At 71.7% G+C, this 24,753-nt stretch carries 20 protein-coding genes; 5 read left to right on the plus strand and 15 right to left on the minus strand.

The window, feature by feature from the left end:
- Positions 1-32 precede the first annotated feature (32 nt).
- The 10 genes from ACFY1U_RS01330 to ACFY1U_RS01375 all read right to left on the minus strand — a co-directional run bounded on the left by ACFY1U_RS01330 (position 33) and on the right by ACFY1U_RS01375 (position 12,332).
- Entirely contained in the window at positions 33-632 is a 600-nt protein-coding gene (locus ACFY1U_RS01330) for a hypothetical protein (protein WP_390692084.1), read from the minus strand.
- Positions 598-1,374: an FkbM family methyltransferase gene (locus ACFY1U_RS01335; protein ID WP_390692818.1), complete on the minus strand. Its 777-nt coding sequence runs from the start codon at positions 1,372-1,374 to the stop codon at positions 598-600. The genes ACFY1U_RS01330 and ACFY1U_RS01335 overlap by 35 nt, the downstream gene beginning before the upstream one ends.
- Before the next feature lie 56 nt (positions 1,375-1,430).
- A complete protein-coding gene (locus ACFY1U_RS01340) occupies positions 1,431-1,655 on the minus strand; it encodes a Trm112 family protein (protein ID WP_390692085.1) in 225 nt (74 codons plus the stop codon).
- A complete protein-coding gene (locus tag ACFY1U_RS01345; RefSeq protein WP_390692819.1) occupies positions 1,652-2,572 on the minus strand; it encodes a hypothetical protein in 921 nt (306 codons plus the stop codon). The genes ACFY1U_RS01340 and ACFY1U_RS01345 overlap by 4 nt, the downstream gene beginning before the upstream one ends.
- Before the next feature lie 24 nt (positions 2,573-2,596).
- The gene (locus tag ACFY1U_RS01350; RefSeq protein WP_390692086.1) at positions 2,597-3,346 is read right to left on the minus strand and encodes a methyltransferase domain-containing protein; all 750 of its coding nucleotides are present in this window, start codon (positions 3,344-3,346) and stop codon (positions 2,597-2,599) included.
- Positions 3,343-4,818, minus strand: a complete 1,476-nt coding sequence (locus ACFY1U_RS01355; protein WP_390692087.1) for a condensation protein — start codon at positions 4,816-4,818, stop codon at positions 3,343-3,345. Before ACFY1U_RS01355 ends, ACFY1U_RS01350 begins: the two co-directional genes overlap by 4 nt.
- Positions 4,815-9,203 (minus strand): alpha-(1->3)-arabinofuranosyltransferase family protein, encoded by a 4,389-nt coding sequence (locus tag ACFY1U_RS01360; protein ID WP_390692088.1) that lies wholly within the window; start codon positions 9,201-9,203, stop codon positions 4,815-4,817. The genes ACFY1U_RS01355 and ACFY1U_RS01360 overlap by 4 nt, the downstream gene beginning before the upstream one ends.
- Complete coding sequence (locus ACFY1U_RS01365; RefSeq protein WP_390692089.1) at positions 9,200-9,976, minus strand: class I SAM-dependent methyltransferase; 777 nt, start codon at positions 9,974-9,976, stop codon at positions 9,200-9,202. Before ACFY1U_RS01365 ends, ACFY1U_RS01360 begins: the two co-directional genes overlap by 4 nt.
- 23 nt (positions 9,977-9,999) lie before the next feature.
- The gene (locus ACFY1U_RS01370; protein WP_390692090.1) at positions 10,000-11,151 is read right to left on the minus strand and encodes a glycosyltransferase family 4 protein; all 1,152 of its coding nucleotides are present in this window, start codon (positions 11,149-11,151) and stop codon (positions 10,000-10,002) included.
- Between the two features lie 206 nt (positions 11,152-11,357).
- On the minus strand, positions 11,358-12,332 hold the full coding sequence (locus tag ACFY1U_RS01375; protein ID WP_390692091.1) for a DUF3068 domain-containing protein: 975 nt from the start codon (positions 12,330-12,332) through the stop codon (positions 11,358-11,360).
- A 199-nt stretch (positions 12,333-12,531) separates the two neighbouring features.
- On the opposite strand from ACFY1U_RS01375, the gene ACFY1U_RS01380 reads away from it, so the two are divergent.
- Both ACFY1U_RS01380 and ACFY1U_RS01385 read left to right on the plus strand, forming a co-directional pair.
- Entirely contained in the window at positions 12,532-12,684 is a 153-nt protein-coding gene (locus tag ACFY1U_RS01380; RefSeq protein ID WP_390692092.1) for a hypothetical protein, read from the plus strand.
- 3 nt (positions 12,685-12,687) lie between these two features.
- Positions 12,688-13,932, plus strand: a complete 1,245-nt coding sequence (locus tag ACFY1U_RS01385) for a helix-turn-helix domain-containing protein (protein WP_390692093.1) — start codon at positions 12,688-12,690, stop codon at positions 13,930-13,932.
- Here ACFY1U_RS01385 and ACFY1U_RS01390 read toward each other — a convergent pair.
- Positions 13,929-14,978, minus strand: a complete 1,050-nt coding sequence (locus ACFY1U_RS01390) for an NAD-dependent epimerase/dehydratase family protein (protein ID WP_390692094.1) — start codon at positions 14,976-14,978, stop codon at positions 13,929-13,931. The two genes, ACFY1U_RS01385 and ACFY1U_RS01390, sit on opposite strands and share 4 nt — an antisense overlap.
- A gap of 114 nt (positions 14,979-15,092) precedes the next feature.
- On the opposite strand from ACFY1U_RS01390, the gene ACFY1U_RS01395 reads away from it, so the two are divergent.
- Together ACFY1U_RS01395 and ACFY1U_RS01400 are read left to right on the plus strand one after the other, a co-directional pair.
- On the plus strand, positions 15,093-15,866 hold the full coding sequence (locus ACFY1U_RS01395) for an IclR family transcriptional regulator (RefSeq protein WP_390692095.1): 774 nt from the start codon (positions 15,093-15,095) through the stop codon (positions 15,864-15,866).
- Positions 15,863-16,708, plus strand: coding sequence for an SMP-30/gluconolactonase/LRE family protein (locus ACFY1U_RS01400; protein ID WP_390692096.1), 846 nt, complete (start codon positions 15,863-15,865; stop codon positions 16,706-16,708). The genes ACFY1U_RS01395 and ACFY1U_RS01400 overlap by 4 nt, the downstream gene beginning before the upstream one ends.
- Positions 16,709-16,740: 32 nt before the next feature.
- On the opposite strand, the gene ACFY1U_RS01405 is transcribed toward ACFY1U_RS01400, so the two are convergent.
- From ACFY1U_RS01405 to ACFY1U_RS01415, 3 genes are read right to left on the minus strand one after another with little or no spacing between them, the layout of a single operon-like run.
- A complete protein-coding gene (locus ACFY1U_RS01405) occupies positions 16,741-18,144 on the minus strand; it encodes an NAD(P)/FAD-dependent oxidoreductase (protein ID WP_390692097.1) in 1,404 nt (467 codons plus the stop codon).
- Positions 18,137-19,330 (minus strand): MAB_1171c family putative transporter, encoded by a 1,194-nt coding sequence (locus ACFY1U_RS01410; protein WP_390692820.1) that lies wholly within the window; start codon positions 19,328-19,330, stop codon positions 18,137-18,139. Before ACFY1U_RS01410 ends, ACFY1U_RS01405 begins: the two co-directional genes overlap by 8 nt.
- Before the next feature lie 41 nt (positions 19,331-19,371).
- Positions 19,372-19,890 carry a toxin-antitoxin system, toxin component family protein gene (locus ACFY1U_RS01415; protein WP_390692098.1) on the minus strand — a complete coding sequence of 173 codons (519 nt, stop codon included), beginning with the start codon at positions 19,888-19,890 and terminating at the stop codon, positions 19,372-19,374.
- A 281-nt stretch (positions 19,891-20,171) separates the two neighbouring features.
- On the opposite strand from ACFY1U_RS01415, the gene ACFY1U_RS01420 reads away from it, so the two are divergent.
- Positions 20,172-21,686, plus strand: coding sequence for an alpha-N-arabinofuranosidase (locus ACFY1U_RS01420; protein WP_390692099.1), 1,515 nt, complete (start codon positions 20,172-20,174; stop codon positions 21,684-21,686).
- On the opposite strand, the gene ACFY1U_RS01425 is transcribed toward ACFY1U_RS01420, so the two are convergent.
- Positions 21,673-24,666 (minus strand): beta-galactosidase, encoded by a 2,994-nt coding sequence (locus tag ACFY1U_RS01425; RefSeq protein WP_390692100.1) that lies wholly within the window; start codon positions 24,664-24,666, stop codon positions 21,673-21,675. The genes ACFY1U_RS01420 and ACFY1U_RS01425 overlap by 14 nt on opposite strands.
- Between the last annotated feature and the right edge of the window lie 87 nt (positions 24,667-24,753).

The raw sequence follows: 24,753 nt of genomic DNA on the forward strand, positions 1-24,753 counted from the left end.
GAGACCTTCCCCCGTACCGCCGGATGAGCTGCTCAGCTGACCGCCACCCGCTGCAACAACCCCCAGGTGAACTCGGCGGCCACCTCCCGCCGCACCCCCGCCCCGTCCGGCGCCGTGAACGCCAGGCCCCACCGTGTGGGCGCCGTGCCCTCCAGCGGCCGGGCGGGGGCGAAGGCGCGGGCCACCTCGTCGACCGTGCAGGACCAGGGGGTGAGGTCGTCGAGGGTGCGCAGGGTTGGGCCGGGGGTGCCCGGGGCGCGGATCAGCCATTCGTTCCAGACGGCGCCGTTCGGGGCGAGGAGTACCTCGAAGCGCAGGTCGGGCCAGAGGGGGACCGGCCAGAGCAGGGCCTCGCAGTCCAGGTCGCCGACCTTCCGGGTGATCGTCGACTCGGGGGCGCCCAGGATCGAGCGGTACCGGGAGACGGCGGCGCGGGAACGTGGCGAATGCAGCATGGCCTGCCAGCGCTTGTTTGCCTCCCTCATGTCGGCGATGGAGACGCCCAGTGCGCGGCGGGCGTCCTCCACCAGGTCCGGGTTGTGGTCGGCCATGCGGCGCAGCAGGACCAGCTGGAAGTCGAGAGGGGTGAAGGGGTGGCTAGCGGGGCGCTTGGCGGACGGCATGGGAACCATGGTGGCCCACCGCGTCGGCGCCCGGACGGCGGCCGTCCGGGAGGAACAGGACCGAGTTGACGTAGCGGGTGTGCCTGCGGAAGGGCAGGACGCGGCCCAGCAGGCCCTGGGCGACGACGTGCGAGGCGGCTGCCTGATGGGCCTCCAAGGGGAACTTCGCGAGCGGCACCCAGGACGAGCCGGGCAGGACCCAGCCGTCGTAGCGGAGCAGGGAGAGATAGGTGACGACGGGGGCGATCGGCTGGATCCGGGACTCCAGCTCGACGAAGAGGGCCGGGCGGTCCCGGGCCAGCAGGCCCGTGGCGCCGCGCAGCACCGCGAGCTCGTTGCCGTCCACGTCGATCTTGATGAAGCCGACGTCCCGCAGGCCGAGTTCGTCGAGGGTGACGCAGGGGACGTGCAGGGCCCGGGCGTGGATGTCGCGGCGGACCAGCGAGGACACGCCCCGGTCGCCCGCGTCGTCCGGCGGGAGCCAGAGGCGGGCGGTGCCGGGGCGGTCGGAGGCGGCGGCCTGGACGACACGGACGTTCGGCGGGGCGGCGGAGGTGAGCAGGCGGGCCAGGTGGGGGACCGGTTCGACGGTCACCACCCGGCGGGCGCGGCCGGCCAGGCGCCGGGTCCAGGGGCCGTACCAGCCTCCGACGTCCACGGCGGTGCCGCAGCCGGGTGGGCACAGGTCGGCGAGCCGGGCCAGCTCGGGCTCGAAGCGCGGATAGACCGCGCGGGCGGCGGCTGCCACCATGCGGACGGGCAGGAGGGGGGCCAATCGGGCGGCCAGGGTGCGGGGCGGGGTCACGGTCACTGGGCCATCCGCTTGAGCAAGGCCTCGTGCTCGTCGTCCGACACCTGCTCCCCGGACGACGGCAGCAGCTGCGGGATGCCGTCGACGATCGGGTAACGGCGGTGCAGGCGCGGGTTGTACAGGGCCTCGGGGACGGTCGGGCCGTCCGGCCGCACGAGGTGCAGCGGGCCCTTGTCGAGCGGGCACGCCAGGATCCGCAGCAGCGGGTCGTCGGGGTTCATGGAGGGGTCAACTCCTTGGTGGCGATGGGGGGTTGGGGAGGCGTCTCCGGTGCGGGCTGATCGTGTTTGGGCATGGCCAGCAGCACGGAGACGGCGAGGACCGTCCCCGCGAGACGCAGGGCGAGCCGCAGCGGGTCGTGCGGGAGCGCCTCGCCGAAGGACAGGGTGCCGAGCACGGCCGTGTACAGGCAGGTCACCGTCGTGCACACCGGCACGATCAGCGAGGCCCGGCAGCGCTGCAGCGCGGCCTGCGACATCACCAGACCGAACGCGCCGGTGAAGAGGAGGAGATACGGATACGGGGACTTGAGCAGGCCGGCCACCGCACCGCCCAGCCCGCTCGACGTCAGATAGCTCGACACACCCTTGATGGCGAGCGAACTGACCCCGTACAGCAGCCCGACGGCCACCCCGTACTCCACACCCGTCGTCGGTGCGCGGTGGCGGTGGCGGGTGCGTCGCTCCGCGGCGCCGTACAGCCACACACCGCCCGCCAGCGACGGCACGCACACCAGCAGGATCAGCTGGTACGGGGCGCTGCGGCTGACCGTGTCCGAGCCCTCCTTGAGGGAGAGCACGACCATCAGCAGCGCGGCGAGGATCGCACCGAGCGCATACCGTTCCCGTCCGGTCGTCTCCTCGCCCAGCAGCCGGGCGGAGAGCAGGACGAGGAGCACCAGACCGGAGACGAAGATGCCCTGGGCGGCGGCGATCGGCAGCGTCCGGTACACGACGAGCTGTGCGCCGAAACCGGAGGCGAGGGCGAGGGAGCCGCCGATCCACAACGGGCTGCCCAGCACCAGTCTCAGCAGCCGGGCGGGGTTGCGGATCGTCACCTCGGGCAGCGAGGTGAGCGCCCGTTTCTCCAGGACGAAACCGAGGCTGTACAGGGTGTTCGCCATCAGTGCCGCGGCCACTCCCCACCACATGACGTGCCCCCTCTACGTCTTTTTCTTGCGCGCGTGCAGGAGAAGGATCGAGGCGAGCGAGGGTCTGGAGCAGGCCAGGCGGTCGAGGAGGCGCAGGGGGCGGGGCACGCCGTGGAAGGGGGCGCCTTTGACGTCCACGATCTCGAAGCCGGACGCGGCGACGAACTCCCGTAGCGCACGGGCGGTGTACAGCCGCAGGTGTCCCACCACCTCCGTGCCCGGCCTGCCGTGGATCGCCCGCAGGCTCACCTCGGAGAAGACGGGCTGTACGCCCGCCAGCAGCAGGGCGCGGTTGTACCAGGCGGCCAGGTTCGGGGTGGAGAGCATCAGGTGGCCGCCCGGGCGCAGGATGCGGCGGATCTCGTCGAGGGCGGCGTCCGGGTCGACGAGGTGCTCGATCACCTCGCTGAACAGCACGGCGTCGGCGGAGGCGGCCTTGAACGGGAGCCCGCCGTCGGTGAGTTCACCGCGGATGGCGTACGACAGGTGGGTGCGGGCCCGTTTCAGGGCGTCCTGGGACCAGTCGACGCCGATGATGCGGTGGCCGGTGAGCAGCGGGGCCGCGGTGGCGGCCGCGGTGCCGTCGCCGCAGCCGATGTCGAGGATGGTGCGGGGGGTGCCCCGGGCCGCCGGGCCGAGCGCGGCGGCCAGCATCCGGGCCTGGCGGAGGCTGCGGGGGGCGCCGGAAGCGACGGGGACGGCGGGGTCCTCGTAGAAGTCACGCAGCTCGGGGCGGTGCACGGGGGTGGTCGTCGCGTTCACGGGGTCACCTCCGTGGAGTGCAGATAGTGCTCGAACAGATCGCGGAGGTGGGCGCCGTCGCCGTGGCTGAGCAAGGCGCGGGACCAGCGCAGGGCGAGGTGGAGTCGGCCCGCGGTGGAGGCGGTGGTGACGGTGAGGCCGCGGGGCATCCGGGCCGGCGCCGAGAACCAGACCGCGTGCGCGCGGCCCGCCTCCTCGCCGAAGTCCAGGGGGTAGGGGATGCGGCCGATGTTGCTGAGGAGTGTCGTCGACGTCCAGGGCGCGGCTGCTTTGCGTAGGCCCCGGGTGAGGGCGGCGCGCCAGGACACGGGGGTGACGGGGGCGGTGAGGAGGGCCGCGCCGTGGCCGAGTTGGGGGCGGGGGAGGGATTTGAGAGCGCGTGTGCGGGTTGCCGTGCGGCGCACCAGGGCGGGCATGGCGGTGGAGTCGTGGGCGGCCAACTCCTCCGGGGAGAAGGGGACTTCGACCAGACGGGTGCCGTTGCCTATGGGCATGCTGGCGTCACGGGGGCGGTCGTCCACGGGCATGGTGATGCGGAGGGGGCGGGGGGACGCGCCGTGTTCTCTGTTCCAGTGCGCGATGGTGAGGGCTGTGGTGACCATGAGCTGGTCGTTGACCGTGTAGGGGGAGCCCTTGGGGCGGTGCGGGAGGGGGAGCTCGGTGACGAGCAGGCCGTTGCCGGGGGAGGGCTCGGGGGTGCCTTGGGCCACCCTGGCGGGTGGGGACCAATTGGACGGGGTGTCGACGGCGTCCTGCGGGGTCCTGCCGGGTGAGCGTGTGGGGGGTGCGGCGGGGGAGTTGTCCTTGCCGCTGTAGATCTCGGCCGCGGTGGCCAGGACTCGGAGGCAGGCGGGGCCGTCCAGGGCTGTGTGGTTGATGGTCAAGAACAGCACCGTTCCCGTTCCCGTTCCTTGTCCGGTGCCGGCGTTGTCGCTGGCGGGGGGCGGGGTCGCTTGCCGGCGCGTGCCGGGCGCCGCTCTCTTTGGGTCGGGAGCCGCCTTGGCGGCACGATTGCCCGCAGCTACGCCGACTGTGTCCGACGCCTCGCTGCCCTCCGCCGGCCCCGCCCCCTCCACCACCTCCAGCCGTATCGGCGGCGACAACGTCAGCGGTGGTGCCGTCGTCAGGGCCCGTGTTCGGGCGTCCCGTAGTGCGGATGGGCCCGTTGGGGGGAAGGTCACCACATCTGTGTCCGGGGCAGCCGTCAGTTCCCACTCGTAGCGGCGCCGGTACCAGCGGCCCGAGGCCTCGCGCATCAGGATGCGGGGGTGGCGGTGGAGGGCCTCCGTGAAGGCTGTGCGGAGGCGGTCGCGGTCCAGGCGGCCCGGTAGGTGGACCTCGATGTGGACCGTTTCCGGTTCCTCCTCCTGGAGGCAGTGCCGGGCGACCTCGTCGACGACGGGGAAGGGGATGCGGGCCGGCGGTGGGGCCGCCGGGCCTTCGGCGCGGGCGGGGTGTTGGAGTGCGGTCACGTGGAATCGTCCCTCCCCCTGGGGGCTTCCGGCTGCTCGGGCGGAGTCGGCCGGAACGTCGGTTTGCGGAACTGGATCCGCGCGGTCGGCGGGTCGGGATCGGGCCCGCCGGGTCCGCGTGCCGAGACGGTCGGCCCGGCGGCGGGGGGCGGGGGCGGTGGGGTCTCGCCCTCGGGTGCCGGCCCGTTCGCTCCCCGGCGCCGTTGCGGGAGTGGCCGGGTGGGTGCCTCGGAGCCGGGTACCGGCGGCAGCACCGCCGTGGACCCCGGCCCCTCGTCGGGCTCCCGCACACTCACCACACCCGCGAACAGTCCGATCAGCGCGAGCAGTTGGGCCGTGTGGCCGAAGGCGCCCTCGCCCGCGCCCACGGGCTCCCCGGCCCCCGTGGCCGCCGCGATCCCGGCCCCCGCGAGGGCGACGAACGCGACCGGCACGAGCAGCGCGTGCCGCCGGTGCGCCAGCAGCGCCAGCGCCGGCACCAGCAGCGCGAACCATCCGGCGATCAGCACGCCCACCACTGTCAGCGCCACCGTGCCGAGCCACAGCCCGGGGAGCGGCGGTGCCGGCTGCGGCAGGTCGGGGTTCGGCGCGCGGCGGCGCCAGACGACCAGTCCGACCAGGGCCGCCAGGCCCACCGCGCCGCCGATCAGCCCGCCCTCGTAGGTCGTCGCGGGCTCGTACGACAGCTTGACGGTGCCGCCCGCCCCGGCCGGGATCCGCCAGCCCTGCTGCCAGCCGTCGAGGCGGACCGGGGTCAGTTCCTTGCCGCCCAGGGTGGCCTTCCAGCCGTCGTTGTAGTTCTCGTACGTCGTCAGATAGGTGGCCGCCCCGGAGCCGACCGTCACCTCGCGGCGATCGCCCAGCCAGTCCCGTATCGTCAACTGGCGTTCTGTGGCGGTGGGTTCGGTGACCGTGCCGCGGGTCAGGGTCACGTCGGTGAGAGTGAGCGGTCCGGCGTCCCCCGCCTCGACGCGATGGGCGCCGGCGGAGAGCTCCACCTCGCCGTCGTCACGGCCCTGCTGGCAGAGCGTCACCTCGACCGTCCTGCGCTCCGTCAGGTCCCGGACCGTCCCCTTCGCGCTGGTCTGGTACAGCTTGCCGTCCACCGCGACGTCCGGCCCCTGTCCGCACGGCAGCGAGAAGGTGCGGGAGCTGCTGGGCTGCGGGGTGCGGTACTGGTCGAGCGCGGGGATGTAGGCCTCACTCAGGCCCACCGGGAGCTGCAGGTCCTCGTCGGCGACGGGGTTGTGCAGGGTCAGGGGCGCCGTCTGCGTGATCGTGATGTCGAGGTGGTCGGTGGTGATCGGGTCGAAGCGGGCCACGCCGTTCTCGTCGACGCCGGCGATGGTCGCGCCGTCGGGGGAGCTGATGTCCACCTGCGTGGGACGGGTGGACAGTCCGCCCGCGGGCGCCAGCACGATCTCGCCCACCGGCTGTTTGCCGCTCCAGCTCAGATGGATCGTCGGCCGGTCGCCCGCGATCCATGCCGTGGTCAGATCGCCGTCGGTGAGGTTGCGCGCCGACAGGCCCGCGCCGAGGGCCGCAGTGGAGTCGGCGGTGGCGACGATGCGGTTCTGCTGGTCCGGCGCGACCTCGTACAGCAGCTTGTCCAGTGCCTCGCCGCTGACCGGCACGGCGCCCGCCTTCACCTCGTACGTCCCCGCCGTGGGCGTGGTGAAGCGCCGGTGCAGGCCGGCCTCGGTGCCGGTCGCGGAGAGGCCGGTGGGGTCGGGGGTGCGGTGCAGGGAGATGAGGGTGGCGGCGGCGTCGGAGTCGTCCGCGTCGGTGGGCAGCCGCAGCAGCCGGGTCACCTGGATGTGCGGGAGGGCGATCTCGGAGAAGCCCGCCCCCGTCAGACCCGAGCGGCGCTCCACCGAGTCGACGATCGTCAACTTCATCCAACTCGTCGCGCCCGCAGGTGCCTTGATGCTCTGCGTCTGTCCGTTCGGCCGCAGGAAACTGGTCCTGGTCCCCTTCTCGGTCTCCACCCGCACCTTCGTCGCCGCCGACCGCACGCTCTGCTGCGGCAGCGGGGTCACCTTGAAGGAGGACGGCATGTCGTAGGAGTCGGTGAAGCCGATGCGCAGCCACTGCCCGTCCGCCGAGCCGGGTGCGCCCTCCGCCCAGGCCGTGTCCGGGTTGCCGTCGAAGGCGTTCACCGGGTCGTACTGCGGGAGGTGGAAGAGCCAGTTGCCGCTGGAGGACGCCGTCACCGAGCGGGCGCCGCGCAGCTGGGCCACCGTCTGGTGGCCCGGCCCCTTGGCCGGCAGGATCTGGTGCGGTTGCTTCCCCGCGTCCTGTACGGCGTCCGGCGCGTTCCGCTCGGAACTGGTGTACGTGTACGAGGTGTTGCCGCTGACCAGCCCGAACCGGGTGTCCGCGCGCCGCAGCCCGTCGCCGACCACCTGCAGCGGCGGGGAGCCGAGCCCTGGGTGGTTGTCGCCGGTCAGCACGGTCGCACGGCCGCGCAGCTCGGAGGCGAGCGGCAGCAGCGCCTCGGGCCCGCCGGAGACGACCGCGGTGTCGGAGACGGGCAGCAGATGGGCCTGGCCCGGTCGCGGGACGTCCTTGTCCGTGGGCTCGTAGATCTCGACCGCCCGCTGCCGCGGGTACAGCCCCTCCACCTGCAGCGGAGCGTCATGGGCGATCCGGCCGCCGGTCATGACCGGCCCGAACCCGGTCACCCGGACGTACCCCGACTGCTCCAGGGTCCGCTTCACCGTCGTGGTCGGCACGGAGCCGATCTGGTCGGGATCGAGGTCGTTGCGTACGACGACGTAATAGATCCCCGCCCGGCTCAAGTAGTCGGCCAGCCCCGGGACGTCGCTCCCGGAGGCCAGCGCGTCCTCCACCGCGTCCATGGCGCGCCGGTTGCCGGGGGTGCCGAAGGGGACGTAATCCCTCTGTGCCCAGCGGGACTTGGCGAGGACGTCGAGGGGCTGGTCGATGGGGGAGCCCCAGGTGTAGATGCCGTGCGAGGTGGCCGGGACGACGAGGGCACGGGAGTCGGGGGAGTACTTCTCCAGCCAACCGGCCGTGGTCTTCCAGTACGTGGGCAGTTCCTGGAAGGACCCCGGGTTGAGGATCGAGCCGTTGAGATACGGCCACAGCAGCCCCGGCAGGATCAGCACCGCGGCGACCAGCGGTGCGAACCGGCGCCCGCGCACCGGCCGGGCACCCCGCGGCTCGGCCGCGATCCCCACCACATGCGCGAGCCCCAGCACCAGCGCCAGAGCCAGTCCGGTCTGGAACTTGTAGATGTTCCGGAAGGGAACGAGCCCGCCGTTCAGCCAGTCCTGCACGACCCCGTGGAAGGGAGCGCCGAACGCGCCGCCGTACCCGGCGAGCAGCACCAGAGCCGTGGAGATCACGGTCAGCACCAGCCATCGCCGCTCGGGCATGTCCCGTCTCGCGAGGCCCGCGAGACCGAGCCCGGCGGCGAGCGCCGAACACACGACGACGATCACCGACGCGGCGACCGTCCACCCGGCCGGCAGCCAGGCCTGCCCGAAGTGCAGATAGGCGACCCAGTTGCCGGCCCCCCGCAGGGCCTCCGTCGCCGACACGGTGGCCGTGGTGGTCTGCGAAGTCTCCACGTACGGAAGGAAGTTCTCGCCGTAGACGCCGAGCATCAGCAGCGGTATCCACCACCAGGCGGTCGCCACGATCACGCCAGGCACCCACCAGGCGATCAGTTTGCGCTGCCGCGGCCCGGGCGGGCGGGAGAGCAGATACAGCCCGACCGGCAGCAGCGAGGCCAGCGTGGAGGCGCCGTTGACGCCGCCCATGAAGGGGACGACCAGCGCCGAGCGCAGGGCGGCGATGCGGGCGCTGTACCGCTCGTTCGTCAGCGGCAGCAGCACCCACGGCAGAAAAGCACCCGGCAGCGCGGCCGCGGACGTCGACCCGACGACGATGGTGAAGACGGGCCACAGCGCATACGCGACCCCCGCGAGCAGCCGCGCCCCACTGCTGCCCACCCGCAACCGCTCGGCCAGCCGCAGCGCCCCCCAGAAGGCGACGGACACGATCAACGACAGCCACAGCCGCTCCGCCAGCCACACGGGCAGACCGATCGCGTGGCACAGCCAGTAGAACGGCAGCATCGGCCACAGATAGCCGGCGTACTGGTCCTGGATACCGCCGAAGCTGCCCTGGTCGTGCCACAGCTGCCCCAGACCGGAGAAGAAGGCACCCGGGTCGACCGTGACACCCAGCTTGGTGTCGAAGGTCTGCCGCCCCGGGTGCACCACCAGGAACAGCAGAAACGCCACGGCCCAGAACCCCACCAGCCAGCGCCGCGACCGCGGGCCCTCCGGCGGGCCCGAGGTGGCCGCGGTGGTGTGGACGGCTGCCGGAGGAGGGGCCTGGACCGTGGTCGTCATGGGGGACACCGCCGGAGGATGAGGAGAAGGTTCCAGGTGGCCACCTCACGTATCCCCGGCGCTTTCACGACGGTCTCCGCGAGGAAGGGCCAGTAGCGGGAGCGCGCCGAGACGACCGTGACGTCGTCGCGGGCGCGCACCTGCCGCAGGGTGGCGCCGATGTGCACGGCGAAGAGGTTCTCGCCGAGGGTGTGCTTGGCGGGCTTTCCGGTGCGCCGCCGGTAGCGGGTGCGGGCCCGTTCGGCACCGAAGTAGTGCCACGGCGCCCACTCGTGACCGCCCCACGGCGACAGCCAGTTGGTGAACGACACATAGATCAGCCCACCGGGCCGCGTGACTCGGGCGAGCTCACTCAGGAACGTCTGCGGATCGGCGACATGCTCCAGCACATTGGAGGAGAAGGTCACATCCGCGGCGCCGTCCCGCAGGGGCAACAGATACCCGTCGGCGATCACGGCCCCGCTGGGCGGCTTCTCCCCGAGTTCCTTCACATCCGGCTCGAAGAGGTAGGCATGGGCGCCTCGGTTACGGAACTCCTCGGTGAAGTACCCGCCACCGCCGCCGACGTCCACGACGGTGCGGCCGACGACAGGCCCGTCGTAGGCCTCGACCTGATCGGCGGCGTCACGAGCAAGCAATTCGTAGCAGGACTCGGGGTCGTCCTGCTCACGCCGGAAGGCCCGGAAGAGGGCAAGGGACCGTCGAAAGGAGGGGTCCTTGAGCCTGGGGCGTGCTGCAGCGCCCCCATAGGGGCGCGGGGAACTGCGCGACAAGCCACGACGAACCCGCACCCGACTCACGGAGCCCAGCCCCGCACAGCCTCCGCGGCCACCGCCCGAAACTGTCTCACCGTCCGATGCCAGCGGTAGCGCGCCGCACGGTCACGGGCCGCCTTGCCCATCAGCTCACGGCGGTGCCCGGACAACGCAAGCGTGCACCAGGCCGCCGCAAACGAAGACTCCCCGTGCGCGAGCACACCGGTCTCCCCGTCCACGACGGAATCCCGCAGACCAGGCACATCGAACGCAATCGTCGGCGTCTCACGGGTGGCGGCCTCGGTGACGACCAGCCCCCACCCCTCCACCGCAGACGGATGCAGCAACAACCAGGCCGCACACAACAGCCGGTGCTTCTCCGCCTCGGAGACGTGGCCCACGAACTCCACGCCGGGCCCGGCAAGCTGCTCCAACCGCCCCCGCTCGGGCCCGTCCCCGACGATGACGAGCCGACCGCCGGTCACCGGCCGCACCCGCTCCCAAAGCCTCAGCAGCAGATCGATCCGCTTGTACTCGACGAGTCTGCCCACCGCCACGAACAGCGGCTCGGCCGACCGGTCGGCACGCGGCCCGGGCTCCTCCACACCGTTGTGCACCACACGGATCCGGTCTCGCGAGACACCGATCCCCCGCAGGGCATGCGCGGTCGAGGGGGAGACCGCAACCAGCAGGCTGCGATGCTGCGCACCGGTCAGCGCCCACTGCTCAAGTCTTCGGCCGATCCGCGCGGCCGGCGCGAGGGGCCCGCCGAACCGCATCTTCCACAGGTCGGAGTGGACGTGGTTGACCAGACACAGGGTGGGGCCGTGGTGCCAGAGTGGTGCGAGGTACGGCATGCCGTTGCAGACCTCGACCAGCAGATCGGTCTCGCCGACCTGACGGGCGAAGGCGGAACGGGCACGCAGATAGTGGCCGAACTCGCCGCCGGCCGACACGACCCGGTAGTCCCGAAGGGCCGCGGGACCCCCGCAGATCAGGGTCACCTGGTGGCCCAGGTCGGTCAGGCCCTCGGCGAGCCGGTCGACCAGCAGCTCCGAGCCGCCGGCCGCCGGATTGTCGAGATCCCGGTGGGCGAGGAAAACGATTCGGCGCGGTTGTGGGGGGAGCGCCGAGGGGTGCTGCGGAGCCCAAGGATGAGTGGCGCGCAGCGGGGAAGGCACGTGCTGGGGCATGGGTGCTCCAACTCGTCTCAGGGTGCGGAACTCAGCAGTGGCTTTCCGGACTTGCTGTGGGGGGACTGAGCTCTTCATGGGCGGGGGGTGTGGACACGTTGTGCTTGGGTGGGGTTGGACAGTTTTCGCCCAGCCGTTCGCCACGGCTACTCACCGGGGTGACAAATTTCCGCCTTATTAGAACTGACGTCATGTCACATCGTGAGCTAAGCCTGTGAAGTCCGGGGCGTCTCAGGCGAATCGGGACGCTTCCTTCCTCGTACCACCAAAACCGCACCCACCACCGCCAGTACGAATCCGGCCACAGCGGCGGTAATCGGCAACGTCTGCCCCACCATGAGCAGCTGGCCGCTCTCCTTTTTGGCCAGCTTCACCTGGTCCTTCTGGGTGGCGGTGGTGAACGCCAGCTTCTGGCTGTCCAGGAGCACCACCGCGTCCTTCCCGGAGCCCGGCGCCCGCAGGGTGCGCCGCGGGCCGACCTGGGCGTAGAGCACCCGGCCGGTGCGCTGGTCGACGACCAGCTCGATGCCGTGGTTGGAGTACCACTCCTCGGCCAGGACCTGCGGTTTGTTCTTCTGCCCGACGATGGTGCCGGGCACCAGCCGCGTCCCGATCTTCGACGGCGGGACGGTGCCGGTGAAGCGGTAACCGCGGTACCCCTGGATCTTCTTGGTGCCGGAGTAATGCAAAGTGACGGTCGAACCAAGTGAGTTGTCCCACCACTGGTACGACTTCCGGCGCACGTCGAACGGGAACTTCAGATACGCGTCGCCCTCGAAGTACGGGTTCTCCTTGCAGCAGTGCACCGGCTGGTTGGTGTGGCGGTTCGTCACCCAGCGGTTGAGGAAGAACTCCAGCGCGTCGTGCGGATCGGCGGCCGGCAGCGACTTGTCCGTGTCGACCGTCGTCGTCACGTCCCACACCGCCCGCCCGCTCTTCTCGCTGTCCGCGACATTGCCGCGCACCTGCTGGGTGACCGTGATCCGCTGGTCGTGGACTGTCTGGATCTGGTCGGTGTCGAAGTAGCTTCCGGTGCCTCTGTACACGGCTGTGATGTCGATGTCGATCGGGTTCACGGCGGCCCGCGGTTCGACGTACCAGGCCAGCATCGGCGCCAGGACCAGCAGAAACGTGCCCAGTCCCAGCAGGATCAGCGAAAGGGGGGAGGCTGTACGGCGCATCCGGACACTCCAGGGGGAGGGATGACGGAGTTGGGGCCGCTCTGGCCCGCGACGCCGGACTGGCGGGAAGACGGGGCCTTGGGCCGGGAACCGTAGGCTGCTCTTGACGGGGTGTCAATGCTTGTCGAGACTGGGGCCGACAGGCAGGGGTGGGGGCACCGGGGTGGGACGACCTCCGGACAGAGAGGCTGACCCTGCGATGTCCAGACTGCTCGCTGCCCTGCTCACCGTCGTGGCCGCCGCCGCACTCGCCGTGGGCGCCGCGCTCGGCATCGTCGCGCTGCTCGACGAGACGCCCGCCCAGCCCAACACCCCCTTGATCACGTACGAGCAAGCCGGGCAAGGGAGTTGACCCGTGACGCCCGCCCGCTCATCGGCCGTCACCACCCGCTCGGCCTGGCACGACGTGCCCCGTCTCCAGGTCCGCCGGTTCGCCGCCCTGGCCATGGCCGAGGCACCCGCGCTCGCCGAGGAGATCCTGCGCGAGATCCGCCGCGAGTACCCCCACCTGCCCGTCGTCCTCGACGAGTCGGGTGAGCCGATGGCCCTGGTCGGCATCCGCCGCGCCATCGAGGTCTTCGTCCAGCACCTGGAGCAGTCGGAGGGCCGCCCGACGGTCCCGCCGGGCGTCTTCCAGGAGTTCGGCCGCGGCGAGGGCCTGCACGGCCGCTCGCTCGACTCCCTGCAGGCGATCTACCGGATGGGCGTACGCCTGGCCTGGCGCTGCTTCGCCGAGATCGGCCAGCGCGTCGAGATCCCGCCGCCCGCGATGTACGAGCTCGTCGACGCGGGTTACGAGTACCTGGACGGCCTGGTCGACCAGTCGGTGCGCGGCTACGCGGAGGCGGCGGCGCGGCAGGCCGGGGAGCGGCTGAGGCTCCAGCGACGGCTGATGGAACTGCTGCTCGCCGAGCACCACCGGGGCGACCCGGCCGACGCGCTGACCGAACGGGCCGCCCGGGTCGGCTGGACGCTGCCGCGCAAGGTCGCGGTCGGCGTGCTGCTGCGCCCGGCCCGCGAGGCGGTCGCGCCCGCCGTGGGGCAGGGCGTGCTGCTCGACATGGAGTACGAGCAGCCCCGCATGGTCGTCCCCGAACCGGACGCGGCCGGCCGGCCCGAACTGCTGCACCGGGCGCTGACCGGCTGGTCCGGGGCGATCGGGCCGCCCGTACCCCTGTCCGACGCGGCGAAGTCGCTGCGCTGGGCCGAGGCGGCCGTGCACCTGATGGAACGGGGGCTGCTGCCCGCCGGGGACGTCCTGTACTGCACGGAACACACCGAGGCCCTGGTCCTGCTGCAGCCCGAGGAACTCATCGACGACCTGGCGCTGCGCTGTCTGGCCCCGCTCGCCCACTGCGGCCCCGCGCACGGGCGCCGCCTTGCTGAAACGTTACTGGCGTGGCTGGAGACGCGAGGCGGGGCACCGGAGGTGGCCGCCCGGCTGGGCGTCCACCCCCAGACCGTCCGCTACCGCCTCCGCCAGATCCGCGAGCTGTGGGGCGACGAGATCGACGACCCTGACCGCCGCTTCGAGCTGGAACTGGTGCTCAGGGCGCAGCGGTTGAGGGGGGTGCTGGGGGAGGCGGGGGCCCACGGCTAGGACCTGTGCGTGCGCCAGGCCTCGTAATGATCCAGCACGGTCTCCTCGATCGGCCGGTAGGAGATGCCCAACTCCCGGACACTGCGGCTGTTGTCGACCTCGAACCGGATGCCGAGATGCCCTCGGATGTAGTCCTGGGTGAGCCCGAAGGCGGGCCCGAGGATACGGACGGGCCAGTGCGGAAGGCGGGTCCGCGGCAGCCGCAGATCCCTCGGATATCGGGTGCGGATGATGCGCGCCATGTCGTGGAAGGACGTCATGGTCTCGGCGGCGAGGATGTAACGCCCCTGCGCGTCGGGCTTCTCGGCGGCGGCGATGTGGGCGTCGGCCACGTCTCTGACATCGACCGTGGTGAAGCTGAAGTCGGGCGCGCCGTAGAAGAAGTACCCCCTGAAGAGCTCTTCGAGGAGGAAGAGGCTGCCGGACTCGGAGGCGGGGGTGAGGGAGGGCCCGAGCACGAGCCCCGGATGGACGGCGACCATCCGCCACCGCGACTGCCCCTTCGCCGCCTCCCAGGCGGTCCGCTCCGCGACGGTCTTGGCGTAGTGGTACGGGTTGTTCTCGACGGTGCTGCTGGTGTTGAAGTACGCCTCGGTCAGGACCTGCCCCTCCATGTCGCGTACGTCCGCGTAGTCGCCGAATATCGCGCCGACGGTGGAGGTGAGGACGAGCCTGCGGACGTCGGCCGTCCGCTCGATGCTCGCGATCACGTTTCGGGTGCCGACGAGCGCCGGCTCGACCATGTCCCGCTGCCCGTCCTTGATCTTCTCCGGCATGAAGAAGGGCGAGGCGACATGAAAGACGACCTCGCACCCCTTCATGGCCTCGTCGAAGGACCCGTCGATCAGCAGATCGGCCTCGAACAGCTCGAGCCGGCCGGGGAAGCGGTCCCGCAGTGCGGTCAGGGGCGCGACCTTCGCGAGGTTCGCGACACTGCGGACAGTGGTGCGCACGTGGTACCCGCGCTCCAGCAGCCTTCCCACCAGATGGCACCCGACGAACCCACTGCCTCCGGTCACCAGCACGTCCACGCGCACTCCGATCATTCGGTCAGAACCATTGCCCGGGCAAACGCAGTATGCGTAGCCTGTGTTCGTCATGCCGATCGTCTGTTGAAATTTCGAACGGACAGCCTCAGACAACAAGGGAGGGGGCCGGTCGTGGGACGCCTTGTACCTGCCGTGACCCGGGCTCTCGACATTCTTGAGCTCTTCCTCGACGGGGACGGGACGCTCTCCGCCCCGGACATAGTGCGCAAGCTGCAGCTGCCGCGCACCACCGTGCACGAGCTGGTCACCACGCTCGCCGCCCGGTCGTACATCGTCCAGGTGCCCGGACAGCCGGGACGCTACCGGCTCGGTGTACGTCCGTACCAGCTCGGGAGCCGGTACGCCGAGCAGCTGGACCTCGCCGCCGAGGGGCAGCAGGTGGCCCGGTCTGTCGCCGAGACCTGTGACGAGACGGTGCACGTGGCGATCCTCGAGGGTACCGACGTCATCTACATCGCCAAGGTGGACTCCACCCACGCGGTGCGCATGGTGTCGGCGGCCGGACGGCGGCTGCCGGCGCACTGCACGTCTGTGGGGAAGATGCTGCTGGCCTCCCTTCCGGAGCAGGAGCTCACCGCGCGGATCCCGGACGACGCCGAGCTCGTCGCGATGACTCCCAACAGCATCACCGAGCCGTCCGCCCTGCGCGAGGCCCTGGCGCAGATTCGTCAGCGCGGGCTCGCGGTCGAGAGCCGTGAGTCCAACCCGGATGTGAGCTGTGTGGCGGCGCCCGTGCGGGACCGTACCGGGCAGGTCGTGGCCGCCCTCTCGATCTCCGTGCCCATGATCCGCTGGAGCGACGAGCGCCGTGCCGAGCTGGAGCAGCTCGCCGCCAAGGGTGCCGTCGAGCTGTCGGAGCGCCTCGGCCACCGGACCGTCGCATGACGGCGTACGAGGTGGCGGTGCGCGCCGAGGCCACGCTGGGCGAGGGCCCCACCTGGGACGCGGCGGCCGGGCGGCTGATCTGGATCGACATCCTGGGCGCGCGTGTGTACACGTACGACCCGGTGACCGGCCGTCGCACTGCCCGCGTCACCGACCAGCACGTGGGCGCGGCGAAGCCGAGGGCCGGCGGCGGGCTGGTCCTGAACCTCCGGGACGGAGTCGGCCTCGTCGACCCCGACGGCACCTTCCGCTGGCTGCACCACGAGGTCGTCCCCGGCCGCCGTGCCAACGACGCCGCCGTCGCCCCCGACGGCTCCCTGTGGGCCGGCACCATGCGCTACGACGAGGCGGCGGGCGGCGGCACGCTGTCCCGGATCACCGGGGACGGCGCCGTCGAGCTCGTCCTCGACGACGTGGCCGTGAGCAACGGCACCGGCTGGAGCCCCGACGGCCGCCTGATGTACTACGTCGACTCGCCGACACGGCAGATCGACGTCTTCCACCACCAGGACGGCCGGGTCGCGGACCGCCGCCGGTTCGCGCAGATCGAGGACGGTGCCGGCTTCCCCGACGGGCTGACGGTGGACGCCGACGGCTGCGTGTGGGTGGCGCTGTGGGACGGCGCCGCGGTACGCCGCTACACACCCGACGGCGAACTGGACCGCGTGATCGAACTCCCCACCCCCCGCGTGACCGCCTGCGCCTTCGGCGGCCCGGACCTCACGGACCTGTACATCACCACGGCCCGGGTGGGCCTCACGGCACCCCACCCGGTGGCGGGCTCCCTGCTGGTGGTGCCCGGCGCGGGGAAGGGGTTGGCTTCACCTCCCTTCGCGGGCTGAGCGGCCGAGCGGACCGGCGGCCGGCTCAGGGGCTAGCGCAACCCCGCCTTCTTCAACTCCTCGGCGGTCAAAGGCGGTCCGGTCAACGCAGGCTGCAACGGCCCCACCAGCGCCGCCAGCAGAACCGACGGCGTCAGCAGCACCTCCGCCCGCCGCTCCAGCGACGTCACATCCGTCACACGGCGGGCGATCCGCCCGTTCCCCGTGGCCGTGTACATGAGCCGGGACACGTACGCGGCCACGAGGCGATCCCGCACCGTCGGCCCGTCCTCGGTCGCACCCGGATAGAACACGTCCTGCCCTATGGCGAAGTCCCAGGCCGCCGAGACCGGCCGGGCGACCGCCTTCTGGACGCGCCGGGACAGGCCGGACGCACCGAAGCCGTGACGCCGCGTCAACTCCCGCAGGAGCAGAGCGCTTTGGGCGCCCACGGCGAGTCCGTGACCGTAGACGGGGTTGTACGCGGCCAGCGCGTCGCCGAGGACCGTGAAGTGGTCGGGCCAGGCCGGCATCCGTTCGTAGAAGTACCGGCGGTTGACGGTGGCGCGGGTGAAGGCGACGTCGGACAGCGGCTCGGCCCGCGCGAGCAGGTCGCCGATCAGCGGGTGGCGCAGCCGCTCGCGGGCGAACGGGAGGAAGTCGGCGTTGGCGGAGGTCGGTTCGCCCCCGCGGGTGCCGTTGAGGGTGACGATCCAGCGGCCGTTCTCGATGGGCAGCAGGAAGCCCGCCCGGCCGGGGCTGCCGTCCCGCGGGTCCGGCGCCACGTTGACCACCGGGAAACCGTCGCGGGCCCCGTCGGGCGCGAGATAGAGCCGGCTGGCGTAGGCGAGGCCGGTGTCGACCTGGCGGCGCTCCGGCGCGGGCAGTCCGAGGGCCGCGAGCCAGCGGGGCGCCCCGGAGCCGCGGCCGGTGGCGTCGACGACCATGCCCGCGTCGAGGGTCCGCTCCCGGCCGTCGCGTGCGCGTACCCGGACCCCGGTGACGGCCTTCGCGCTGCCCGCGAGCCCCAGTACCTCCGTGCCCTCCAGCACCTCGACGCGGTCGTCCGCGAGGACGTGCGCCCGTATCGTCGCGTCCAGCAGGTCCCGCCCGGCCAGGACGACATGGTGGGACTCGGGCCAGCGCCTGAACCAGCCGTGCGCCGACAGGGCGACGACGTCCGTGGTGACCGGCGCCCGGCGCGCCCCGGCGTTCAGGAGCGCCCCGGTGACGCCCGGAAGCAGTTCCTCCGCCGCCCGTACCCCGCCCGACCAGAGCATATGGGCGTGCCCGGCCTGCGGAAGTCCCTTGCGGGGCGCGGGTGTCGCGGGCAGTTCATCGCGTTCCACGATGACGACCCGGTCGGCGAGGCCGGCCAGGGCCCCGGCCGCGAGCATGCCGGTGTGGGATCCCCCGAGGACGACGGCGACTCTGGCGGGGGAGGGACGTTCAGTCATGCGTGGACATGCTCTCTGCCGGGGCGGCCGCGAGGGTGCGTACCGCCGTGATCTCGTCGGGGTGGCGCAGGGCTTCGGAAACGGCCTGGATCTCCTGGAGCAGATACGAGGTGTCGGGCCCGTCAGTGCCGCCGTCGCTGTCGCCGTCCGCAGCGTGCCGTCCGGTTCCGACGGCCTGAAGGATCGTCACGGCGGCGGCGAGGGCCTGCGCCCGGCCGCGTTCGTGGCCGAGGGCGAGAGCGGCGTCGTGGGCCCGGCCGCGCAGGTCCTCGTCGAGGAACCTCGACAACTGCAGGAGCGCGTCGCGGATGTAGGTCTCACGGCGGATCAGGCGGATCTCCGCGGTGGCGCGCAGGGCGAGCGGTTCGCGGCTGCCCACGACGGTCCGCATCAGCCGGGCGAGCGGCTTCAGCTCCCGGTGCCGCCGGCGCACCAGCCAGCGGTCCTGAAGGTACTGTCCGGCGTGCGGGACGATGAAGCCGACCGCGACGAGGGTGGCGGCTATGCAGGCGGCCGACGGCGCGATGTTGGCGTTCAGCCAGTCCAGGTCGTGACCGGTCCACCGGGCTGCCACAGCCGTGAACTTGGCCGCGCTGAAGAGCAGGTTCGTCGCGTAACCGATGCCCAGGAACCTGAGCCCCCAGCGCAGCCAGGCGTCGAGGCCGTCGGTGCGGATCCAGTTCCATACGAGCCGGGTCGTGATCGTGCAGGCCACGGTGTGCGCGGTGAGATAGAGCAGGATCTCCTCGCGCATGAACGGTGTGTTGGCGTAGTAGGTGTCCAGGTTCCGGGGCTGTTCCACGGGCACGTCGGCGAGCGCGAACAGCACCCAGAGGGTGATGACCACGGCCGCGTAGACGGAGATCACCCAGCGGGTCGCGCGCCGCGTCTGCTCCCGGCGGTCGGTGGGGCCGTTGCGCCAGTGCACGACCAGCAGGAGCCAGGACGCGGACAGCGCGGTGAGCAGGGAGTACACCCAGGGCGCGGCGATGTTCGGCACGCCGGTGACCCGGTTGGTCCAGACGATGGTGCCCGGGGCCGCGAAGGCGAACACCGCGCAGGCGAACAGCAGCAGTCCGCCGACGGCACGCAGCAGCGGGTCCCGCCACAGCTTGAGGATGCTGGGCAGCTTGATCACCAGTGCGGTGGCCAGGACGACGGCGGGGATCCAGAACGAGATGTACACCTCGCCGAGGAGGCGGGACGGTTCGAGCGCCGACTGCGTGCTCACCCCGCTGCCCTCCCGCCTCTGCGGTAGCCCAGCGAACGCTGCAGCGGGCCCGGCGGCGGGTCCGCGCCATGCCCGGTCAGCAGCGGGCGGAAGGCGCTCGCGAGCCGGTGCCCGAAGTCGTCGGCCTCCGCCTCGTCGGCGACGCGGGAGCCGTCCCGTGCGGCCACCGACAGGGCCATGCCGGTCCACTGCCGCCGGTCGGCCAGCGCCGCCCCCGCCACGTGGTGATGGCTGTGCCCGGCGTGCAGATGCCACAACTCATGGCCGAGGATGACCAGTTGCTGCACCGCCTCGGCCCGCTCCTCGACGATCACCAGGTCGAAGTCCTGGAACTCCACCCACAGCCCGGTGACTTCGATCTCGTCGGGGAACCGCTCGAAGCGCAGCTTCACCGCCCGCCCGTCGCGCAGCATGCCCATCTCCTCGCACAGCGCCCGGCACAGCTCCCGCACATCGGCCGGCGGGCGAGGTCTGGCCCGCATCGCCGCACCGAGGGACTTCGTCAGCTTCCGCATCCGAGAGACCCTCCGTGACCGTCGCAGCCCGGCCGCGATGTCCATCGTTCCCCCTTCCGACGCCGCACGACAGGCCGTCCGAGCCTACGCCGTCGTTCAACCTCGAACCGCCGCCCTGGCTGAAAGTCCTGTCCGAACCATTGACTGGCAAACGCTTCCTCTCTACGGTCCCGTTCGAAGTTACGAGCAAATTTCGAAATGCCGAACGGACCGAACGGACCCGGCCCGGGACCCGAGACGGCTGGCCCAGGGTCTTTCATCACCCACCCCGAAAGGCGCCCATGAGCACCACCGCCCGCTTCACACTCGACCCCGCCTTCACGGTCGGCAAGGTCAACCCCCGTCTCTTCGGCTCGTTCGTGGAACACCTCGGCCGCTGCGTCTACACGGGCATCTTCGAGCCAGGCCACCCCGCCGCCGACGAGGCAGGCCTCCGCACCGACGTCCTGGACCTCGTCCGCGAACTCGGCGTCACCGCCGTCCGCTACCCGGGCGGCAACTTCGTGTCGGGCTACAAGTGGGAGGACTCGGTCGGCCCCGCCGAGGACCGCCCCCGCCGACTCGACCTCGCCTGGCGCTCCACCGAGACCAACCGCTTCGGCCTCTCCGAGTACATCGCCTTCCTGAAGAAGATCGGCCCCCGGGCCGAGCCCATGATGGCCCTCAACCTCGGCACCCGGGGCGTCGCCGAGGCCCTCGAACTCCAGGAGTACGCCAACCACCCCGCCGGCACGGCCCTGTCCGACCTCCGTGCCGCGCACGGCGACAAGGACCCCTTCGGCATCAAGCTGTGGTGCCTGGGCAACGAGATGGACGGCCCCTGGCAGACCGGCCACAAGACCGCCCACGAGTACGGCCGCACCGCCGCCGAGACCGCCCGCGCGATGCGCCAGATCGATCCGGGCGTCGAACTCGTCGCCTGCGGCTCCTCCAGCCAGTCCATGCCGACCTTCGCCGCGTGGGAGGCGACGGTTCTGGAGGAGACGTACGACCTCGTCGACTACATCTCCCTGCACGCCTACTACCAGCCCGAGGACGGTGACCTCGACTCCTTCCTGGCCTCCGCCGTCGACATGGAGTCCTTCATCGAGAACGTGGTCGCCACCGCCGACCACATCGGTGCGAAGCTGAAGTCGAAGAAGAAGATCAACCTCTCCTTCGACGAGTGGAACGTCTGGTACATCTCGAAGTGGCACGAGATCGAGAACTCCGGCGCGCGGGACTGGGCGGAGGCCCCCCGCCTCCTGGAGGACAACTACAGCGTCCTGGACGCCGTGGTCTTCGGTTCCCTCCTCATCGCCCTGCTGCGGCACGCGGACCGCGTCACCGTCGCCTGTCTCGCCCAGCTCGTCAACGTCATCGCCCCGATCATGACCGAGCCCGGCGGCCCCGCCTGGCGCCAGACGACCTTCTTCCCCTTCGCGCAGGCCTCCCGGTACGGCCGCGGCCAGGTCCTCGACGTCCGGGTCGACTCACCGACGTACGAGACGAAGAAGTACGGCGAGACGGACCTCCTGCACGCCACCGCCGTGCGCGCGGGGGACGGCACCGTCACCGTCTTCGCCGTCAACCGCAGCCGGACGGACGCGCTGCCGCTCGAAGTCGCCCTGAACGGTCTGGGCCTGACGGAGGTCGTCGAGCACAGCGCCCTCGCCGACGCCGACCCGGACGCCCGCAACACCCTCGACGACCCCGAGCGGGTGGCCCCGCACACGGTCGAGGGCACCGCGCTGCGGGACGGCACCCTCACCGCCGTGCTGGAACCGCTGTCCTGGAACGTGATCAGGCTCGGCTAGCCGCCGAACGGCCGGGGGAGGGCACAGGTGCCACCGGTACTCCTCCGGCCGCCGCGCCCAGCAGCGTCAGCCGTACGTCCGAGGGTCCCGACGGTGTGGTTCCGTCGGACAGCACGGCCAGGGCGAGTGTGTTGGCGCCACGTGTGCGCAGGATCCCGTTCGGGAGCGCGAAGGTGTGCTGGGGGCCCACGTCGTTGATGTACTGGCCCATGTTCCAGCCGTTCAGGAAGATCTGGACGCGGTAGGCGCGGCCCGGGTCGTCGTCGAGGACCAGCCCCACGGAGGCGTCGGTGCCGGCGTCGACCGCGAGCCGGAAGGACGTCCGGTACCAGGTCACCCCCTGCCGCCGGTCCGCCCGCGGCAGCTGCACCGGCTCCCAGCCGCCGTCGCCGCACCCCGGCAAGTGCCAGCCGCTGCGCTCCCCGTACAGCCCGCCGTTGTTCTGCGGCCCGCGCACGGGGTCCGGCGCCGCCTCGCCCTGCAGCCGCCAGCTCAGCTGCGGGGCGGCCCCCGCGAAGGTGACCGCCGTCAGCCCGCGCGCCACCTTGTGCGTGTCCTCGGACTTGCCGTCCTGGTCGTGCTGCATACGGCGGACGAGGACCGACAGCACATGCGGCTCGTCCGTGCGCAGCTCCTCCGGTACGGAGAAGACGGCCGTGGCGGCCCAACTCCCCTTCCGTACCGTCTTGTTGTCCGGCACGGGCATCCGGTGCGTGCCCAGCGGCCGCCCGTCCAGCCAGGCCATCAGCAGCCCCTGGGTGCCCGTGCTGTAGGCGAGCGACACGGACTCGGCGCCGGTCGCGTCGGTGAAGCGCCCGCGATACCAGACGTCGCCGTAGTGGAAGGAGTAGTCGTCGGCGAAAAGGACCGGCTGTCCGGCGGGCACCGGTGTGGTGCTGTGGGTGGTGGTCCTGTCGGCGGGTGTCCAGGAGGAGTCGTCGAAGGCGGGCGCCGACTCGGGGTTCTCCGTCCTGCGCAGCCAGCCGTTGCTCAGCGCGGGCAGGGCGACCGCCCCGACACCGGCTAGCGGCTGCGCGGCGCGCAGGCTGCCTGAGGAGGTCGCGTGGGCCTTCAACTCACCTCCGTTCCAGGTGAGTTCGTGGATGCCCCGCGGCCCCCACACCTCCAGGTCCGCCGCTTCGATGGTGTCCCCGGTCAGCCGGACCGTCGCCTCGTCGACGGCCGCGGTCCGCAGCAGGGCGGGCCCGTACACGAGAACCGGGCCGGACGGCGTGTCGTGCGGCCACAGTCGTACGGACGTCTCGTCGTCGGCGAGGAGCAGCAGGAGGGGGGTGGAGGTTCCGTCGCCGCTCACCAACACGCGTGTCAGACCGTCCAGTTGGGCTTCGATCCGCAACAGCCCGTCCGCGTACGCATGCTCCGCCTCGCCTTCCAGCACGGTGACCGTCGGCTCGCTCGCGCACTCCAGTGCGGTCACCGTCTCCTCTCCCGACCGCCCGGTGAGCACGGCGATCTGCTGTCGCCCGGCGGTGAGGGCCAGCATGGGCTGGGCGTTGGAGTACCGCAGCTTCCGCAGACCCAGCCTGATCCCGGCGGCCAGCAGCCGCGCGTCCTGCGCCGGGACCGCCACCGGGACGGGGAGTCCCGCGCCGTGCAGCGGAAGTTCGGAGTCGACCGGCACCTCGCCGTCGTTGCGCAGGACGTACACATGGGCGCCGGTGTCGGGGTTGGTCAGGTGGTACACCTTCAGCCCGTCCTCCGCGGCGTCCACCTCGACGTCCTTCGCGCGGTCGAGCTTGGCGAAGTCGGGGAAGTGCCGCAGCAGATGTCCGAGCTGGTGCATCGGGATCAGCTTGGCGGTCGGCTGCCGTCCCTCGTCGATGGCCGCCCCGTAGTCGTACGACGTGTAGACGACCGGCGCGGGCAGCCAGCCCCACGAGGTGCCGCCGAAGGTCATGTAGACGCTGTGCAGGGTGATGCCGTTGGCGAGGTTGGTGAGGTAGAAGCGCCGCTCGTACGCCGCGTCCCGCAGCCGCCGCGACTCCGCGTACCCCTTCCCGTCGAACCAGGCGCCGCCCCACGGATCGAACCAGCCACCCCCGAACTCCGGTACGAAGCCAGGGGTTTGGGGGCTGGCGGTCGCGCCGCCCTGCACCCCGCCGGCCCCGAAGTGCCCCCAGTCCGGCGGGACCAGGGTCGGCGAGGGGTAGCCGTCGAAGCCGTACAGCCAGCGGCCCTGCTCGCCGCCCGTGTCGAAGGAGCCGGGGGTCCAGTACCCGTTCCTGCCCTTGTCGTTGTGGAAGAGCGGTGCGTCGATGCCGTCGGACCGGACCTTGCGGTACAGGTGGGCCATGTAGTCACGGCCGGTGGGCTCGTCGACGTACGCGTCGTACTCGTTCTCGATCTGGTAGAGCAGGACCGTGCCGCCGCCCTTGGTGTACAGGTGCCGGGCGACGATGGCGTTCACCTGGGTCAGCCACTCGTCGACGTACGCCAGATAGGCCGGGTCGGCGGTCCGCGCCCGGCCCTCGGTGGCCGTCAGCCAGCCGGGGAAGCCGCCGCCGTCGATCTCGGCGTTGATGTAGGGGCCGGGGCGGAGGATGACGTACAGGCCGGTCTCGCTCGCCGTCCGCAGGAACAGGTCCAGGTCGCGGACGCCGGTGAAGTCGTAGTGCCCGGGTGCGGGGGAGTGGTAGTTCCAGGACACATAGATGCTGACCGTGTTGTAGCCGTGGGCGCGCATCTTCTGCAGGATGTCGCGCCACAGGGACGGGCTCGGCAGCCGGAAGGGGTGCATCTCGCCCGACCAGACGACCAGCCGTCTGCCGTCGACGAGGAGCGAGTAGCGGTCGAAGCCGATCGTGTGCCGCCGTCCATCGGCGCCCGGCGTGCCGGGTGGCGGGCCGGTGGGGGCGGTCTGGGCGGCGTAGGCGCAGGTCATGGCGCCGCTGCCGCCCAGGGCCAGACCGAGGGCCGTGACGCCGGCGAGGGCGTTGAAGGTACGTCTGCTGAGCCCCAAGGGAGCCTCCCGTCGGGCCGGCCGGTCGGCGGCGCGTGTGAGGTCATTGTGCGAGGTCATTGTGTACGGCCGCACCCAGCACAATGG

Source organism: Streptomyces sp. NPDC001351 (assembly GCF_042896045.1).
Classification (GTDB): domain Bacteria; phylum Actinomycetota; class Actinomycetes; order Streptomycetales; family Streptomycetaceae; genus Streptomyces.